Annotated in this window: 19 protein-coding genes; 3 read left to right on the top strand and 16 right to left on the bottom strand. The window is 43.2% G+C overall.

What is annotated here, in order from left to right:
- Window positions 1-351: 351 nt before the first annotated feature.
- On the bottom strand, window positions 352-597 hold the full coding sequence (locus FCL46_RS05120) for a PxxKW family cysteine-rich protein (RefSeq protein WP_136805304.1): 246 nt from the start codon (window positions 595-597) through the stop codon (window positions 352-354).
- Window positions 598-1022: 425 nt separating this feature from the next.
- Here FCL46_RS05120 and FCL46_RS05115 point away from each other — a divergent pair, with 425 nt between their 5' ends.
- The 3 genes from FCL46_RS05115 to FCL46_RS05105 all read left to right on the top strand — a co-directional run bounded on the left by FCL46_RS05115 (window position 1023) and on the right by FCL46_RS05105 (window position 4071).
- The gene (locus FCL46_RS05115) at window positions 1023-2228 is read left to right on the top strand and encodes a type II secretion system F family protein (RefSeq protein WP_136805303.1); all 1206 of its coding nucleotides are present in this window, start codon (window positions 1023-1025) and stop codon (window positions 2226-2228) included.
- 431 nt (window positions 2229-2659) lie between these two features.
- Window positions 2660-2950 carry an integration host factor subunit alpha gene (locus FCL46_RS05110; RefSeq protein WP_136805302.1) on the top strand — a complete coding sequence of 97 codons (291 nt, stop codon included), beginning with the start codon at window positions 2660-2662 and terminating at the stop codon, window positions 2948-2950.
- 164 nt (window positions 2951-3114) lie between these two features.
- Window positions 3115-4071 carry a ParB/RepB/Spo0J family partition protein gene (locus FCL46_RS05105; RefSeq protein ID WP_136805301.1) on the top strand — a complete coding sequence of 319 codons (957 nt, stop codon included), beginning with the start codon at window positions 3115-3117 and terminating at the stop codon, window positions 4069-4071.
- Between the two features lie 134 nt (window positions 4072-4205).
- On the opposite strand, the gene ribD is transcribed toward FCL46_RS05105, so the two are convergent.
- The 15 genes from ribD to FCL46_RS05030 form a co-directional block, all read right to left on the bottom strand.
- Window positions 4206-5312 (bottom strand): bifunctional diaminohydroxyphosphoribosylaminopyrimidine deaminase/5-amino-6-(5-phosphoribosylamino)uracil reductase RibD, encoded by a 1107-nt coding sequence (gene ribD / locus FCL46_RS05100; RefSeq protein WP_136805300.1) that lies wholly within the window; start codon window positions 5310-5312, stop codon window positions 4206-4208.
- Entirely contained in the window at window positions 5302-5772 is a 471-nt protein-coding gene (gene nrdR, locus FCL46_RS05095) for a transcriptional regulator NrdR (RefSeq protein ID WP_136805299.1), read from the bottom strand. Before nrdR ends, ribD begins: the two co-directional genes overlap by 11 nt.
- Window positions 5773-5957: 185 nt before the next feature.
- Complete coding sequence (gene rpiB / locus FCL46_RS05090) at window positions 5958-6386, bottom strand: ribose 5-phosphate isomerase B (RefSeq protein ID WP_136805298.1); 429 nt, start codon at window positions 6384-6386, stop codon at window positions 5958-5960.
- A 22-nt stretch (window positions 6387-6408) separates the two neighbouring features.
- Window positions 6409-7650: a beta-ketoacyl-ACP synthase II gene (gene fabF, locus FCL46_RS05085; protein WP_136805297.1), complete on the bottom strand. Its 1242-nt coding sequence runs from the start codon at window positions 7648-7650 to the stop codon at window positions 6409-6411.
- 72 nt (window positions 7651-7722) lie between these two features.
- Window positions 7723-7953: an acyl carrier protein gene (gene acpP, locus FCL46_RS05080; RefSeq protein WP_136805296.1), complete on the bottom strand. Its 231-nt coding sequence runs from the start codon at window positions 7951-7953 to the stop codon at window positions 7723-7725.
- 115 nt (window positions 7954-8068) lie between these two features.
- Window positions 8069-8812, bottom strand: coding sequence for a 3-oxoacyl-[acyl-carrier-protein] reductase (gene fabG / locus FCL46_RS05075; RefSeq protein WP_176371591.1), 744 nt, complete (start codon window positions 8810-8812; stop codon window positions 8069-8071).
- On the bottom strand, window positions 8809-10002 hold the full coding sequence (locus tag FCL46_RS05070) for an electron transfer flavoprotein subunit alpha (RefSeq protein ID WP_136805295.1): 1194 nt from the start codon (window positions 10000-10002) through the stop codon (window positions 8809-8811). Before FCL46_RS05070 ends, fabG begins: the two co-directional genes overlap by 4 nt.
- A gap of 23 nt (window positions 10003-10025) precedes the next feature.
- Window positions 10026-10805, bottom strand: coding sequence for an electron transfer flavoprotein subunit beta/FixA family protein (locus FCL46_RS05065; protein WP_136805294.1), 780 nt, complete (start codon window positions 10803-10805; stop codon window positions 10026-10028).
- An 82-nt stretch (window positions 10806-10887) separates the two neighbouring features.
- Window positions 10888-12039 carry an acyl-CoA dehydrogenase family protein gene (locus tag FCL46_RS05060; protein WP_136805293.1) on the bottom strand — a complete coding sequence of 384 codons (1152 nt, stop codon included), beginning with the start codon at window positions 12037-12039 and terminating at the stop codon, window positions 10888-10890.
- Between the two features lie 13 nt (window positions 12040-12052).
- Entirely contained in the window at window positions 12053-13027 is a 975-nt protein-coding gene (locus tag FCL46_RS05055; protein ID WP_136805292.1) for a beta-ketoacyl-ACP synthase III, read from the bottom strand.
- Window positions 13027-14046 (bottom strand): phosphate acyltransferase PlsX, encoded by a 1020-nt coding sequence (plsX, locus tag FCL46_RS05050; RefSeq protein ID WP_136805291.1) that lies wholly within the window; start codon window positions 14044-14046, stop codon window positions 13027-13029. The genes FCL46_RS05055 and plsX overlap by 1 nt, the downstream gene beginning before the upstream one ends.
- A 10-nt stretch (window positions 14047-14056) precedes the next feature.
- Window positions 14057-14245, bottom strand: a complete 189-nt coding sequence (gene rpmF / locus FCL46_RS05045) for a 50S ribosomal protein L32 (RefSeq protein WP_136805290.1) — start codon at window positions 14243-14245, stop codon at window positions 14057-14059.
- A 45-nt stretch (window positions 14246-14290) separates the two neighbouring features.
- A complete protein-coding gene (locus FCL46_RS05040; protein ID WP_136805289.1) occupies window positions 14291-14806 on the bottom strand; it encodes a YceD family protein in 516 nt (171 codons plus the stop codon).
- Window positions 14807-14990: 184 nt separating this feature from the next.
- On the bottom strand, window positions 14991-15440 hold the full coding sequence (locus FCL46_RS05035) for a Crp/Fnr family transcriptional regulator (RefSeq protein ID WP_136805288.1): 450 nt from the start codon (window positions 15438-15440) through the stop codon (window positions 14991-14993).
- Between the two features lie 10 nt (window positions 15441-15450).
- Entirely contained in the window at window positions 15451-16065 is a 615-nt protein-coding gene (locus FCL46_RS05030) for an MlaC/ttg2D family ABC transporter substrate-binding protein (protein ID WP_136805287.1), read from the bottom strand.
- Between the last annotated feature and the right edge of the window lie 22 nt (window positions 16066-16087).

The raw sequence follows: 16087 nt of genomic DNA, 5'->3' as shown, positions 1-16087 counted from the left end.
TCGGTTTTCCCTTCAATAAAGCTTTTCGCAGAGCTTGCAGGACTGCAACTGCGGAAAGTTTTATTGATCCGAAGGGGTATTTTCAATCTCACCCACAAGACAATTACTCGAAGACTCCAACTCGAAGACTCCAGGAGAGTCTACATCAATTGCTACCTCAGTAAATACGTAATATTGCAAACGTGGGCACATGCTAACTCGATTGCTTACTATAGAAGTCAACAGTTAGCAGGCAGCTGAACTACATGCTCAAGTAATCACCTTTAAAAAGGTAAAAAAAAAGGCTGTACCGAATATTCGGTACAGCCTTTTTCTTATACAACGTAAAGCACAAAGCAATTCAAATAAGAATTACTTGCCCTTTGAAGCTCTTTTTGCAGCCTTCAGAGGGTTAACCCTGATCTTGGTAATTGTGATCTCAGGCTTAGCATGTGTTGCAAAGTTACATATACCGAGACGCCATTTAGCACCAGGATTCAAGTAGCTCTGGCAAAATTTATTTTCTGCTTCTTCAACAATTCTTTCACAGCCGTCACATTTTTCGACAACAGGCTTGAAATTTCTCTCTTTATAGCTCACTGCAGCTTCCTTCTGCATGGTAATAATCCTCCAATTCGATATACAAACCAACACCTACCTGCTACGTAAAGCAGAGGCAATACAGGCAGGCGTATCCGCCAGCCCTGGCAAATTTAGTCAACTAAAGTTTTGAACATGGTATATTATCAAAGTTTGAATTTTCTAACAACACAAATCCGATCCATATCCAATTTTCTTCTTTAGGACTCATTCTAAGAAACGTATAATACCTGTTGACGATTTCGTCCAAGCCCTCTTTTAAATTAGCACTCGAGGTTCGTTGTAACCATAAGGTTTGAATTAGAATTCTGTTCACACTACTTTGCTTGTATTCTCTAATCACTTGATATATAATACCACGTAGTTTGTATCACTTCGATTTTATTAGGTTAGAAGCGCAAAAACGCATTGAATGAGAACTTCATCAGCACCAGGAGAAACGGATGCCTGTCTATATATGGAAAGGGAAAAATTCCTACGGGGAGAAACGAAAAGGAGAAATCGAAGCTCCAGATCAGGCAGCCGCGCTTGCACAGGTTAAAAGACTGCGCATAACCAACCCTGTTATCAAAGAAAAGCCTAAAGATCTTTTCGCAGATGTTGCCTTTTTCCAACCCAAAGTAACCGGTAAGGACATTGTTATTTTCACCAGGCAGCTCTCTACAATGATCGATGCAGGTCTGCCGCTGGTACAGGGTCTTCAGATACTTGAGAAACAACAAAGCAATGCTACCTTTAAAAAGGTCCTTGGTGATATCCGACTAGATGTAGAATCTGGTTCTACGCTGGCAGATTCAATGAGGAAACATCCAAAAGTCTTTGATAAGCTGTTTACAAACATGATTGATGCCGGTGAAACCGGTGGTATCCTGGACACTATCCTTTCAAGGCTTGCAGTATTCATGGAAAAATCCATGGCTTTGAAAAAGAAAATTAAAGGCGCAATGACATATCCAACCATATGCCTTGCAATCTCTATTCTTATTCTTGGTGTAATTCTGGTTTTTGTTGTTCCTGTTTTTAAATCTATGTTCGAAGATTTTGGATCAACCCTTCCGGGACCTACTCAGGTAGTCGTCGATATGAGTGACTTTTTTAAATCAAACTCACTCTACATGGTTATTGGAGCAGTTTTGGCCTGGATGATCTTTAAAAAGGTTTACGCAACAGAAAAAGGTCAAATCTTTTTTGACAGAGCTTTCCTTCGCACGCCTGTTGTTGGTCCGTTATTGCGTAAAGTTGCTGTTGCGAAGTTTACTCGTACCTTGAGCACAATGCTTCAAAGTGGCGTACCAATACTGGAAGCTCTTCAGGTTGTTGCCAGGACTGCTGGTAACAAGGTGATAGAATTGGCTGTATTCAGGGTTGGTGATGCTATTGCAGAAGGTCGTCCAATCTCGGAACCCCTTGATGAGAGCGGCGTTTTTCCTAACATGGTTGTGCAGATGATCAATGTTGGTGAATCCGTTGGTGCTCTTGATGCGATGCTTGAAAAAATTGCTGATTTCTATGATGAAGAAGTTGATCAAGCTGTTGAAAACTTAACAGCAATGATAGAACCTTTTATGATGGTTTTTTTGGGGGGCATGATTGGTGGGCTCGTTGTAGCTATGTACCTTCCCATTTTCAAGATTGCCAGTGTGGTTTAATTCGACACAATATTCGCGAAGGAGAATACAATTTAGTTAACAATCAACAATTGATTATTTTCTAATCCGACAGACTTTGGTGGGGTACTCTCCTCTTTTGTATTGAATAGTATCAGGATATATACTAATAGCCTTAGCCCATATCCTCACTCACCAGGGCTAACAGTATTAATTTACTGGATTCAGGATACACTCACTAGCCTGAGACAACATTCTCAGAATTTACAATTAAACCATTTTCCAACAGCAACACGATGTGCTGCCTGTAATTAATAGTAGAGTTTGACAACAACTGTCATATTTCATCGTAAATGTGCAATTATTTGTCTTTTATTTTGAAATTATTTCCCTGACATTGTTGACATTATTAACCGAAAGTATATCATTATTACAGGTTGTACCAATATCCCCGTATCTCTAAGGAGGAAGAAATGACTCTCACCAAAGCAGACATAGTACAGCAGGTTTATAAAAACCATGAAGGATTAACCAAGGCGCAGGCAACCGATTCTGTCGAAGCGTTTTTAAAGATCTCTAAAAGCGCACTGATCGACGGAGCAGATCTCCTGCTCAGCGGGTTTGGCAAGTTCAATGTTAAAGATAAAAATTCACGCCGTGGCCGGAATCCGCAAACCGGTGATGAACTCACACTTGATGCCAGAAGAGTAGTTACGTTTAAACCATCAGGTATATTGCGTGATAAGATTAATTCTAGCAATTAATCATTACTAATCAGAACAGTTACTCATCACTGTATACTGCACTGAAATCAATTAACCTGTCGTCTATATCCCAAGTAGACCTGACAGGTTAATTGCATTTATGCCTCCCGAGTTTCCCTAGCTGATGCGTACACGAATATTCTACTCTTCTACTGTTTATTATAATGACTCGATATTTTCATAATGAGACTGTTCCATTCCATTGTTTGATTAGCAACAATCCATGGGATATTCATGCATTTCAGCCACTAAATCAGCCAATTCTTCAATCGGTTTCTTCGATAAAGACAATAGGCATACTTCACCCGCCACTTGTTAAAAAAATCGAAACAGATAGATATGAAGTCATAACAGGTAGTAGGTGTTTATCTGTCTTTCAAACAATACGTTCTCAGGATAGCATTGAATGCCGAATACTCTCTAAAGATTTACATAACTCAGAAATTCTGACTGTTCTTTTTCATGAATACACAGCCATCTGTCCTTTGTCTCCTATAGCTTTGGCATATTTCTATAAGTTATGTGCAAAACTCCTTAATGAAATTGAGCAACAACAGTTACTCGATAATTTAAACCTTAATTCAAAACCCCACTTTATTAATCGGATATTAGCGTTATTGAAATTGAACCCGGCGCAACAATTGGCAATAAAAGATGGTTTGCTTTCAGAAAATATGGCTCGTGAACTATTAAAGTTTCCGACTGATGACCGCGACTCTATATTCCAATTATTTTCATCACTTAACGTTGGTACTGGCAAACAAAAGCGCATGCTGATGCTAATCAGGGATATCGCAGGCAGGCAGGGAGTGGCTATTAAAGATTTTCTTAAAACAGAAGATATACAGCAGATTCTTGACCATCAGGAGATGAATATACCTCAAAAAGCACAGTCATTGTTACAGTTGCTGCAAGGTAAACATTCTCCCTCCCTGAATGCAGCTGAAGCGCAATTTCAATCCTGGAAATCACAGATTGAAATCCCTGATAGTTGCAGCCTGAACCATAGTCAATCTTTTGAAAATGACTCTGTAACAATGGATATTAGATTCAAGAACAAAGCCGAGTTTGAAACATTCTGGGCTGCGCTTGGCCCAAAGATTATAGCCGTCAAAGTTTAGGTAGGGGAAATACAAAGCAGGTTTTCGAAGAAAAGGGAAAGGTACAGATAAACACGTTACGCCATTAGCAAACAAAGAATATTCAAAAGAACGCGGATATATAAATACCCATTATCCGCGCATAAGTTATTCCGTCACCGATAAATAACATCTCCCGATATCATAATATCCTCACCCTGCCGATCATACTGTACATCAGTTAGTTTAACAGCGTTCTCCTTGCAGTCTGCTGCATATCCTGTCAGTAATGAAATACCATCTTCACCTGCAAAAACTGGGGCAACGAATAGATTACAATAGTCATAAAGGCGGTTATTCAGCAACTCACCATGAATGGCGGCTCCTCCTTCAACCAACACAGAGCATACACCACTATCCCCAAGAGTCTTCAATACCTCTCGCAAGTCGAGTTTGTCGCCACTACATGAAACCTGAAATACACGTACCCCAAGCGCTTGCAGTGCTGCAATTTTCTCAAACTCAACATCGTCTGAACAAAATACCCAAGTCGGCGCAAGAGACTCAAGATGATAGACTTTCAAGTCAAGATTAAGCGAAAGAGTACGGTCAAGAATAACTCTTACAGGATCTTTACCTTCTTTGTTTGGTAAGCGTGTCGTTAAGGAAGGATTATCGATTTTTGCAGTATTACTTCCAATCATTATGGCATCATGAGTATCCCGCAAACGATGGACCATATGGCCAGATTCTTTTCCTGTAATCCAGCCACTTTTTCCTTTCTGATAATTGAGTTTACCATCAAGAGAAATACCAGCTTTCATAACCATCCACGGCATACCTGTTGAAATGTATTTTATAAACGGTTTGTTTATATCAATACATTGTTTTTCAAGAACACCGCTAATAACATCGATATTTTTCTGCCTCAGATAGGTAATGCCTGTACCATCAACGAGGGGATTAGGATCTTCCATTCCGACAACAACTCGTGATATACCAGCTTTTGCAACAGCGTGACTGCATGGTGGAGTTTTGCCAGTATGATTACAGGGCTCAAGAGTGACATACATCGTCGCACCTACAGCTCCTTCACCCGCCGCACGTAAAGCATGTATTTCGGCATGGGGTGTGCCGGCTTTTTTGTGATAGCCTTTAGCGATAACCCGACCATCTTTGACAATGACAGCACCGACACACGGGTTGGGAGATGTTCTGCCTAATCCTTTCCTGGCCTCGCTTAGCGCAAGAGCCATATACTCTTCATCTTTTTTAGATACCATTGTCATGTCGTGAATCAAGTAGCGTTTTCAGTTCGTCCATAAATTCATTTACGTCTTTAAACTGCCTGTAGACTGAAGCAAAACGAACATAGGCGACCTCATCCAGCTGAGACAAATCCTCCATTACCCATTCACCGATAACCTGCGAGGCAACCTCTTTAGAGCCCATATCCTGTAGTCTATGTTCGATATCGTCAACAAATTGATCAATACGATCCCTGCTTATGGGTCGCTTTTCGCAGGCTTTTTGTAATCCAGATGTCATTTTCTGTCTGTCCCAGCCTTCGCGACGCCCGTCTTTTTTAACCAGCATCGGCATCATTACCTCAAGCCGTTCATAGGTAGTAAACCGTTGATCACATGCAAGGCACGACCTCCGCCGCCTGGTAATCGTACTATCCTTATTAAGGCGGGAATCAATTACCTTATTATCAAGGTGACCGCAATACGGGCATTTCATGGTGAGTCACTCCTATCTACTTCAATTAATCATCGTAATTGATACAACCAACATGGTTAGCTTCGTCTTACTAAATCCAGCTATTCTGAACAATCCCAAACCACCCGGTAAATAAAAAAACCGCCTGTACAGGATGTACAGGCGGTCATTTCAATACAAACCATTATGATTCAGACATGCTCAGGTCATCGACTGTATTTGTCTACTCGGATCTGATGTCGCCCACCGGCAAAGTCAGTTGCCAGCCACGCCCTCACAATTGCATCAGCAACACCGGGACCGGTGACTCGTGCACCAAGGCAGAGAACATTAGCATTATTATGTTCGCGACTCATTCGTGCTGTATATTCATCATGACACAAGGCAGCACGTATTCGTTGATCTCTGTTCACAGCGATAGACATCCCGATTCCGGTACCGCAGATCAGGATTCCGGCCTCACAATCACCTTCAGTGATAGACGATGATAAGCTTTTAGCGATATCAGGATAATCTACGGAATCAAGTGAATGACACCCAACATCTTCAAACTGGTATCCGAGAGACGTAAGCAACTCTTTCACCAGTTCTTTCAACTCATATCCGCCGTGATCTGACCCTATGGCAATCTTCATTTTTACTTTCCTTGAAGTAGTATCAGCTGGTAAACCGCTTCATTGCCACAACGGCATTCGTACCGCCAAAACCAAATGAATTCGAAATAGCGGTGCGAATTTCCATATCTCTGGCAGTATTAGGAACGTAATCAAGATCACATTCTTCACTTGGCTCAAGATGGTTAATGGTTGGCGGAGCTACCTGGTTATGGATAGCCAGTGCGGTAAAAACAGATTCAATTCCGCCCGCTGCACCAAGCATATGCCCAGTCATTGATTTGGTGGAACTGATTGCAAGCTTATATGCATGCTCACCAAATACTGACTTTATGGCCTGCGTTTCACATCTATCGTTAAGTGGTGTTGAAGTACCATGGGCATTGATATAATCAACGTCCTCAGGATTTATGCCAGCATCCTTAAGAGCCATTCTCATAGCACGTTGCCCACCCTCACCATTTTCTGGTGGAGCTGCAATATGATATGCATCACTGCTTAAACCATAGCCAATAACTTCAGCGTAGATTTTTGCGCCACGTGCAACTGCGTGCTCATATTCCTCGAGAACAAGCATACCTGCACCTTCAGACATAACAAAACCATCACGATCTTTATCAAAAGGTCTGGAGGATGCTGCAGGATCATCGTTACGTGTGGAAAGTGCTTTCATTGATGAAAAACCACCTATTCCAATAGGGCAGATAACCGCTTCAGTTCCACCAGTAACAATAACATCACTCATTCCATACTTGATGTGGCGATACGCCTCACCAACAGCATGGGTTCCAGCTGCACAGGCTGTGGTCAATGTGAGGTTTGGTCCTTTTGAACCAATCTCCATTGAAATATGTCCGGACGGCATATTGGGAATTACCATAGGAATGAAGAACGGAGTGATACGTTTAGCACCCCGTTCAAGCATTACAGAATGGTATTTCTCGATTGTCGGTAAACCACCCATACCACAACCGGTAATAACACCAATTCGTTCACAGTTCTCGTCAGAGACTTCAAAACCACTGTCTTTGACAGCCATTATTGCCGCAGCCAAACCATACTGAACAAAAAGATCCAGATGTTTTGCTCTCTTTGGTTCAAAGAAATCGTTAGAATCGAAATCCCTTACCTCGGCGGCTATTTTAACAATGGAGTCACTTACATCAAAGCGGGTAATGGTATCAATACCACTGACCCCTGAGGTAATATTACTCCAGGTTTTATCAACTCCGGTTCCTAATGGTGTAACAAGGCCTGTGCCGGTTACGACAACTCTGCGACTCACGGTGAAAACTCCTCTGTGTTCTTACCCAGCTATGTGGATGATTCGTCCAGCAATTCTGTACGTAAGCTCTATTTACTTAAGCTTCTGCACGTAATCGATAGCATCCTGAACAGTAGCGATCTTCTCTGCATCTTCATCAGGAATTTCGATATCGAAACCTTCTTCCATCGCCATAATCAGTTCAACGAGATCCAAAGAATCTGCACCGAGATCATCAACAAAAGATGCGTTGGCAACTACTTTATCTTTCTCTACGCTGAGCTGCTCTACGATGATGTCGATCATTTCTTGTTCTATAGCCATTACTTATCTCCCTAAATATTTATTTTTTACAAAAATTCTCAATAACATTGGTGGGTGCAACTTGAAGTGGTACCCAGTTCAACGAAGAACTTTTACCACAAATTGATTTTGATAACTACATATACATACCACCATTGACATGCAAGGTCTGACCAGTTACATATCGCCCGTCTTCAGAGACAAGGTATGCAACCGCACCAGCCACATCCTCAGGCGACCCAAGAGACGCCATAGGAATTTCGCTCTTTATTTTGGCCTGAGCATCTTCTGTCATTGCATCAGTCATCTCGGTGACAATATACCCTGGAGCGACAGCGTTTACTGTGATGTTCCTGGATGCAAACTCTCTCGCGACAGATTTTGTCAAACCACTTAATCCTGCTTTAGCCGAAGAATAGTTAACCTGACCGGCATTTCCGGATGAACCGACGACTGAGGATATATTAACAATACGGCCCCATTTCTTTTTCATCATCGGTTTAGAAGCAGCTTTCGCACACAGAAAAGCTCCTTTCAGATTAGTGTCCAGAACATCGTCCCAGTCACCTTCCTTCATCCTCGCCATCAAACCATCTCTGGTTATACCAGCGTTATTAACAAGAATATCGATAGAACCTGCATCAGTCACAATCTGCTTGAAGGCACTTTGCACCTGTTCAGCATCAGCAACATTGAACTGAATGATTGCAGCTTTACCACCGGCATCCTCAATTAATTTCTGAGTCTCCTCGGCAGTATCAGGTCTACTCACATAGTTGATATACACTAAGGCGCCAAGTGAAGCAAGACGCAGACTAATCGCCCTGCCGATACCACGGCTGCCACCGGTTACCACAGCTATTTTTCCATCGAGCATCATGAACCTCGTTTATCTTCTATCTTTCTTATCAGTTTAGGTATGATTTCAAAAACATCACCGACAAGACCGAAATCAGCCACATCAAAGATCGGTGCATTTTCATCACGGTTGATAGCGACGATGGTCTCTGAAGACTGCATTCCGGCAACGTGCTGTACCGCACCTGAAATACCACATGCAATATAGAGTTTCGGTGCCACTGTTTTACCTGTCTGACCCACCTGATGCGGATAAGGGATCCATCCTGCATCAACAACTGCTCGTGATGCAGAAACATTAGCATCCATAGAGTCTGCTAGTTGCTTAATCAGTTCAAAGCCTTTATCGCTCTCAAGACCACGTCCGCCAGATACAAGAATCTCAGATTCCTGGATATTAACGTTTGTCTCTGTTGAAACAACGGATTCAAGAACTTTGATGCGACTGTTAAGCTCAGAAGATGGAGGGGAAACCTCTACAATATCCCCCTGTCTATCTCCATCGAATTCCATGGCTTTCATTACTTTCGGCCTGACCGTTGACATTTGTGGACGGTGATCAGGACAAACAATAGTTGCCATGATATTACCACCGAAAGCCGGACGGGTTTGCAGAAGTGCGCCATCATCCTCTCTGATTTCAAGCTTCGTACAATCTGCGGTTAGCCCTGCATTGAGAGTCGTCGCAACGGCAGGAATAAATGATCTACCGATTGCTGTTGCCCCTGCAAGTACAATTTCAGGCTTATGTTCCTGAATAAGTGAAGTGAGCACTGCTGTATAACTGTCTTCTGAGAAACTTGCGAGTTCAGGTTTATCAACTCGATAGACCGTATCTGCTCCATAGCCGATCAGTTGCGTCGCAGTATCTCCGGTTTCGTTACCAATAAGCACCGCTGACAACTGCACACCACGAATTTCAGCAAGTCGTCTGCCGATACCAAGCAACTCAAGAGATACAGGTGCCAGAACTCCGCGCCTGTATTCACAGTATACAAAAACACCTTTCCACGCATTGAGATCAGCCTTACCGCCTTTCTCGCCAGTCTCGATAGAAAGGGCCTCAACATCGCAGCTCTCTACACACGCACCGCACAGAGTACAACTATCACCAACTAGAGGTAAGCCATCTGTCATTTCGATTGAACCGAATGGACAACTCGACTCACAGATACCGCAACCGATACACACTTCTTCATTAATTTTCAGCATTACCTGATCCTCCTGATACGGGCTTATAGATACGGGGTCAGTTTCTCGACAAGCTGGTCAATCTGCTCATCAAGTGTACCGGTGAGAATGGATCTTTCACCCCTAGCCTCGGGAGGAAATACTTTAGCAACCTGAGTTGGAGAACCAGGTAAACCGATACAGGTTGCATCAGCCTGAATATCCGCTGCTGTGAGAACCTGAATCTTGGCTTTTTTTGCCTTCATTTTACCTTTAAGAGAAGGTACACGAGGATTATTGATATCTTTAACGACAGTCAATAACGCAGGTAAAGGTGCTTCGATGACATCGTAACCATCATCCATCATTCGTTCTAAAATAATTGCAGAATCGGATGCTTCACGAACTTTCTGCACACATGTTACAAATGGAATATTCATACGCATGGCCAGGCCAGGGCCGACTTGTGCTGTATCACCATCAATAGCCTGCTTGCCACAAAGAACAAGATCTGCACCACCAAGCGCAACAATTGCCTTTTCCAGGGTGTAGGCTGTCGCCCAGGTATCAGCTCCTGCAAACGCTCTGTCTGAGACAAGTACACCGTGGTCGGCACCACAGGAAATAGCTAACTTTAGAATTTCTTCGGCCTGGGGGGGGCCCATTGTGATTACTATGACTTCACCACCATGGGCTTCTTTTAAACGAACTGCCTCTTCAAGTGCATGCTGATCATAAGGATTCATGATCGACTCAACACCTTCACGGGCCAAAGTGTTCGTTACGGGGTCTAGACGTACTTCCTTGGCGTCCGGCACCTGCTTAACACATACTATAATTTTCATGACACAACCTGAATCTTTTTTTGGGTATCCTCAAACAACCAACTAAAAACCGTCGAACCTGACAAAATGTCTAAACATACGTTTATTTAGAGTATTCCTTGTTCAGTTCCTGACCAACGACATTACGCTGAATCTGGTTTGTGCCCTCATAAATTTGCAGGATTTTTGCATCACGCATCATTTTTTCTACCGGATACTCAGACATAAATCCGTAACCACCGAGAACCTGAACGGCATCAGTAGCAACTTTCATTGCAACATCAGTAGCATATATTTTACACATAGAAGATACTTTAGACATATCCTTCGGATGCGCAACAATATGCTTAGCTGCTTGATAAACCAGTGCACGCGCAGATTCTACACCAATAGCCATATCGGCGAGCATGTGCTGAACAGCCTGGAATGCAATGATCGGTTTACCGAACTGAACACGCTGTTTTGCGTAACTTGCAGCTTCGTCAAGTGCACCCTGAGCAAGTCCCACACCAAGTGCGGCAATACCAGGACGGGAAGAATCAAGCGTCTTCATGACAGTAATAAAACCTGTTCCCTGACGACCAATCAGACGATCTTTCGGGATACGGCAATCTTTAAAAATAAGCTCTGTGGTTGAAGAGGCACGAATACCCATCTTCTTTTCTTTTGGACCACAGGTAAAGCCAGGATCACCCTCTTCGACGACGAACATTGAAGCGCCACGAGGCCCTTTACTTCTGTCGGTAATGGCTATTACAGTATAAATCTGTGCTTCACCGCCATTGGTGATCCACTGCTTTGTACCATTAATAACCCACTCATCACCATCAAGAACCGCTGTCGTCTGAATGCCCGAAGCATCAGATCCTGCATTTGCTTCGGTTAGACCGAACGCAGCAAATTTCTCACCTGACGCTACAGCAGGCAGGTATTTCTCTTTAATCTCTTGGGAACCGGAAATAAGAATTGGATAAATTCCAAGTGAACTCGCGGCAAAAGCAGTACCAACGCCAATACAACCACGTCCGAGTTGTTCAAGTGCTAAAACGCTATCAAAACAATCACCACCAAAACCGCCGAACTCCTCGGGTATCAGCAAACCAAAGAGATCAGCCTGTGCCATATCATTTAAGATAGCACGAGGAAATTCATGCTTCTCATCAAGCTCAGCACGGTTCGGTATAATTCGCTCATCAGTGATCTGCCGAGCAATGTCGACGATCATCTGCTGCTCTTCATTTAAAAAATAATCCATCTCAAACTCCTCCCTACCACTTAATCAGACTTGCTCCCCAGGTAAAGCCACCACCAAAAGAACAAAATAACACTGTATCTCCGCTAGATATTCTATTCGACCGCTTCGCCTCATCCAATGCAATTGGAATAGACGCAGCAGACGTATTACCATAGTCAGAAACGTTTATAAACACCTTATCTTCTGGCAATTGCAGACGTTCTTTCAATTTATTAAGAATTCGTATGTTTGCCTGATGTGGGATAACAAGGTTTATATCATCAAGAGTCAGCTGCTCTCTCTCAAGAAGTCCCCGAACAGCATCTTCCATGGCCTTTACTGCATGCTTGAAAACCTCACGGCCTTCCATGACAATATGCGCGCCTGTGTTGTCCGGAACTTTGAGATTGGGATTCGTACTTTCTGGTGCGTGCATATGCAACAGCTTCCAGAGTGAACCATCTGAAGAAAGATTTGATCCGATATAACCACTCTCACTTTCAGAATACCCAACTACAGCCGCACCCGCACCATCACCAAAGATGATACAGGTGTTTCGGTCCTCCCAGTTAATGCGCGTCGACAGAGTCTCAGCACCTATAACCAGAATTTTAGATTTTTTATCTGCTCGTACATATTTATCAGCAAGATCAATGCCATAAAGAAATCCGGAACATGCAGCATTGAGATCCCACGCAAATGCATTCGTTGCACCGATTTCATTTTGCACAAAACAGGCACTAGAGGGCATGAGCATATGTGAGCTTATTGTTGCAACAACGATTAAATCAAGTTCTTCTGCACCTACTCCAGCCATCTCCAGCGCTTTTTCAGCAGCTCTGGCAGAAAGCTTGTAGGTATATTCATCTCCGCTGGCAATATGCCGGGATTGAATACCAGTTCGGGAAGTGATCCACTCATCGGTAGTATCAACAATTTTCTCCAGGTCACTGTTGGTAACAACATTTCGTGGCAGACAAGATCCAGTGCCAAGAATAACAGTTCCCATTATACCTCCGATTGCGAAACAGTAGCCTCAGCAGTAATCCCACTGAGAATTTCCTGATTCACATTGTTTTTGACCATTTTTGCAGCTTCAAAAATAGCATTTTTAATAGTAACAGCATTGGACTTACCGTGACAGACGATTCCGACCCCGTCGACACCGAGAAGTGGAGCTCCTCCGTATTCTGAGTAATCCACCCGCTTCTTAAAAGCACGGAAAGCCGGTTTAGCAAGTAAATATCCAATTTTTGCAAGGGTCGACTTAGCTATTTCATCACGCAACATGCGCATAGTAGCTTCGACCAGACCTTCACTGATTTTCAAACAGATATTACCTACAAAGCCATCACAGACAATCACATCCACATCACCTTTATAGACATCACGTCCTTCGACGTTACCTATAAAGTTGAGTGAAGTATTGTTGAGTAAATCATATGTTTCTTTAACGAGAGCATTGCCTTTACCTGATTCCTCCCCGATAGTGAGAATTCCAACGCGCGGATTTTCTGTATCATGAATTCGGGAGAAAGCTGAGGCCATAATGGCAAACTGAACAAGATGTTGAGGACGGCATTCGACATTTGCGCCGATATCCATCAATACAACCGGCTTTTTCAGGGTGGGGAAAAGTGAGGCGATGCCGGGCCGGGATACTCCCTTAATTCGACCGAGTTTACGTACAGCCGCAGCCAGAGTAGCACCGGAATTACCGGCACTGACCACGGCGTCTGCAACCCCCTGACCGACTAGGTCAAAGGCCACCATAACGGAGGAATCTTTTTTCTTTCGGATAGCATCTACTGGATTATCCTTCATCTCAACCACCTGAGATGAATGAACAATATGGATTTTTGATGCGGTACGCGAGTCAGGAGCTGCTTTGTCAACGAATGATTGCAGGAGTGCCTTGTCGCCTACCAGGCTGACTTCAACATCAGCCTGATTAGCGGCTAGTAATGCCCCGGCAATCAATACTTCCGGCCCATGGTCTCCGCCCATGGCGTCCAGGGCAATATGCACGGCTATTCTCCTACTCTACTTCAGCGTCAAGACTGAATACGGTTCTTCCTTTGTATTTACCACAGCTTGCGCAGAGACGATGTGGTTCTTTTGGTTCACCGCAATCAGCACACAGGGAGATCCCAGGAGCTTTAAGTGCATCATGTGAACGGCGTTTACGAGTTCTTGAATAGGAATGTCTTCTTTTCGGCAGAGCCATAATATCCTCCAATTGGTATATAAATTCCAATCAATTAAATGTTACTTAATCCTTCTTCAACTTCTTTAGAGCAGCAAAAGGCGAATCAGGTAAAACCCCATCACAGGTACATTCATTCCTGTTCTTTGATTTACCACAATTCAGACACAACCCTTTACACTGTTCATCGCAGAGAACCTTGCCAGGAATGGCGAGATATAACTGCTCCTGCAGGATATCGACAACATCAATGACCGGTTCTTTCAGGTAAAGTGTATCACATTCTTCATCACTGCATTCTTTTTCCTGCAGATCAGAAATTTCTTCTTTTTGTGTTGTAACCAGGTATTGAAAATTTTCTTCAAGTTTAACATCTACCTGATCCCCACAACGGGCACAATCCAATCTAAAACGACCGGCAAGCAATCCTTCCAGAACAACCATATTTTCAGACGATTGCCGACACGAAATTTCCGCGGTCACTGACGAACTCAGAGGAGCAATCTCCGACGGAAGCCAGCTGGTATCCTGGATGCTGAGCCGAGTTATTTTCCGACCAATCTCACCAAATGCAATTTTCATAAATTCCTCACAGCCCCTTCTAATTATATGAAGGGCACACAAAGGAAGCAAAAATAATCAATTTAACAAATAAAGGCCACAAAAAAAACAGGGAAGAGCTAAATCTCTTCCCAACAACGACAGTTTGACAATGTGATACCGTCGTTATTCTGACTATAATAGTACCATGACATAAAAAAAGGGATTATAAAACGAGCGCGAGACGTTCTGAACTTTTTTGAAGTCTAAGTGAAGTGATAGATACTATTCTCTTGAGCATTGAAATATAGACGGATGGGAGTTTCTGCTCTAACTCGGCGAGCCCCTGTTGAGAAAGAACTGCAAGTTTACTATCCATAACAGCTGACACTGTAGTTGTTCTGAAACGTCCCGCTACAATCCCGGCCTCTCCGACTACCGTTCCCGCATCAAGCAACGCAATAACCTGAGTCCTGTCCCCAATGCCTATTGTTCTCTGAACCGCAACACGCCCTTCGAGGAGAAGATAAACACAATCAGCAGAGTCGCCTGCATTAAAAAGCACCTTTCCTGCTGAAAGTTGCCGAGTGGCCAAATTCTGTAACAACACATCGACATGGCCCTCGGAATCGTTTGAAAAAAACTGACCTAGAACAGGATGAAGGGAATCACTCATTTTCAGCTCGCTATGATTCGATTTCAAAAGATCTGTTTTTTTCCTGCAACACTTTAATCAATCCCTCGAAGTCATCCTTCCTGATGATCGATTTGAATTGCTGCATGTAATTACGAACAAGACTAACACCTTCTATGTTGATGTCATAGACCATCCACTTCCCATTATCAAGAGACATTATATAATGGACAGGGATCTGCAATTTGTCATCTTCGATGAGTGTTGAAACCTGCGCCCGGTCACCTTTAACTCTCTCATTTACGTAACCGATAGTCTGCCCGGAATAATTCTCAAGCTTGCCGATATAGACATTTTCCAACAGCTTTGTCATCAATTCTGTAAACAGTACTCGCTCATCGGGGGAAATTTTATTCCAGGTTTGCCCCAGAATACGCTGACACATCTCCTCGAAATCAAATCCGCTCCTGATGGAGTCCATAATTTGCGCACGGCGTTTGACCTTATGTTCATCACCTCGAAGTTGTGGGTCAGCCAACAGACTCGTCAATTTAGACAACGTTGGCCGTAGTTGCTCCATTGGCCCCTGCTCAGCAAGACAATAAACCGGCGAAAGCCAAACCAGAAGCCATACTGCCAAAACTAGAATACTGCTATTCTTTTTCATTTGGATACACGCAATGTTATAA

The organism is Desulfosediminicola flagellatus (assembly GCF_005116655.2).
Classification (GTDB): domain Bacteria; phylum Desulfobacterota; class Desulfobulbia; order Desulfobulbales; family Desulfocapsaceae; genus Desulfopila; species Desulfopila flagellata.
Note: the sequence above shows the minus strand (reverse complement) of the source record. Positions and strands in the feature narration are given on the sequence as shown.

Coding starts and splice junctions, on each gene's coding strand:
- FCL46_RS05105 (WP_136805301.1), top strand. CDS start 3,115: ATGACTCGATATTTTCATAATGAGACTGTTCCATTCCATTGTTTGATT.
- FCL46_RS05065 (WP_136805294.1), bottom strand. CDS start 10,805: ATGAAAATTATAGTATGTGTTAAGCAGGTGCCGGACGCCAAGGAAGTA.
- FCL46_RS05055 (WP_136805292.1), bottom strand. CDS start 13,027: ATGGGAACTGTTATTCTTGGCACTGGATCTTGTCTGCCACGAAATGTT.
- FCL46_RS05060 (WP_136805293.1), bottom strand. CDS start 12,039: ATGGATTATTTTTTAAATGAAGAGCAGCAGATGATCGTCGACATTGCT.
- FCL46_RS05035 (WP_136805288.1), bottom strand. CDS start 15,440: ATGAGTGATTCCCTTCATCCTGTTCTAGGTCAGTTTTTTTCAAACGAT.
- rpmF (WP_136805290.1), bottom strand. CDS start 14,245: ATGGCTCTGCCGAAAAGAAGACATTCCTATTCAAGAACTCGTAAACGC.
- FCL46_RS05030 (WP_136805287.1), bottom strand. CDS start 16,065: ATGAAAAAGAATAGCAGTATTCTAGTTTTGGCAGTATGGCTTCTGGTT.
- acpP (WP_136805296.1), bottom strand. CDS start 7,953: ATGGCTATAGAACAAGAAATGATCGACATCATCGTAGAGCAGCTCAGC.
- FCL46_RS05040 (WP_136805289.1), bottom strand. CDS start 14,806: ATGAAAATTGCATTTGGTGAGATTGGTCGGAAAATAACTCGGCTCAGC.
- nrdR (WP_136805299.1), bottom strand. CDS start 5,772: ATGAAATGCCCGTATTGCGGTCACCTTGATAATAAGGTAATTGATTCC.
- fabG (WP_176371591.1), bottom strand. CDS start 8,812: ATGATGCTCGATGGAAAAATAGCTGTGGTAACCGGTGGCAGCCGTGGT.
- rpiB (WP_136805298.1), bottom strand. CDS start 6,386: ATGAAGATTGCCATAGGGTCAGATCACGGCGGATATGAGTTGAAAGAA.
- ribD (WP_136805300.1), bottom strand. CDS start 5,312: ATGGTATCTAAAAAAGATGAAGAGTATATGGCTCTTGCGCTAAGCGAG.
- FCL46_RS05070 (WP_136805295.1), bottom strand. CDS start 10,002: ATGCTGAAAATTAATGAAGAAGTGTGTATCGGTTGCGGTATCTGTGAG.
- FCL46_RS05115 (WP_136805303.1), top strand. CDS start 1,023: ATGCCTGTCTATATATGGAAAGGGAAAAATTCCTACGGGGAGAAACGA.
- FCL46_RS05110 (WP_136805302.1), top strand. CDS start 2,660: ATGACTCTCACCAAAGCAGACATAGTACAGCAGGTTTATAAAAACCAT.
- FCL46_RS05120 (WP_136805304.1), bottom strand. CDS start 597: ATGCAGAAGGAAGCTGCAGTGAGCTATAAAGAGAGAAATTTCAAGCCT.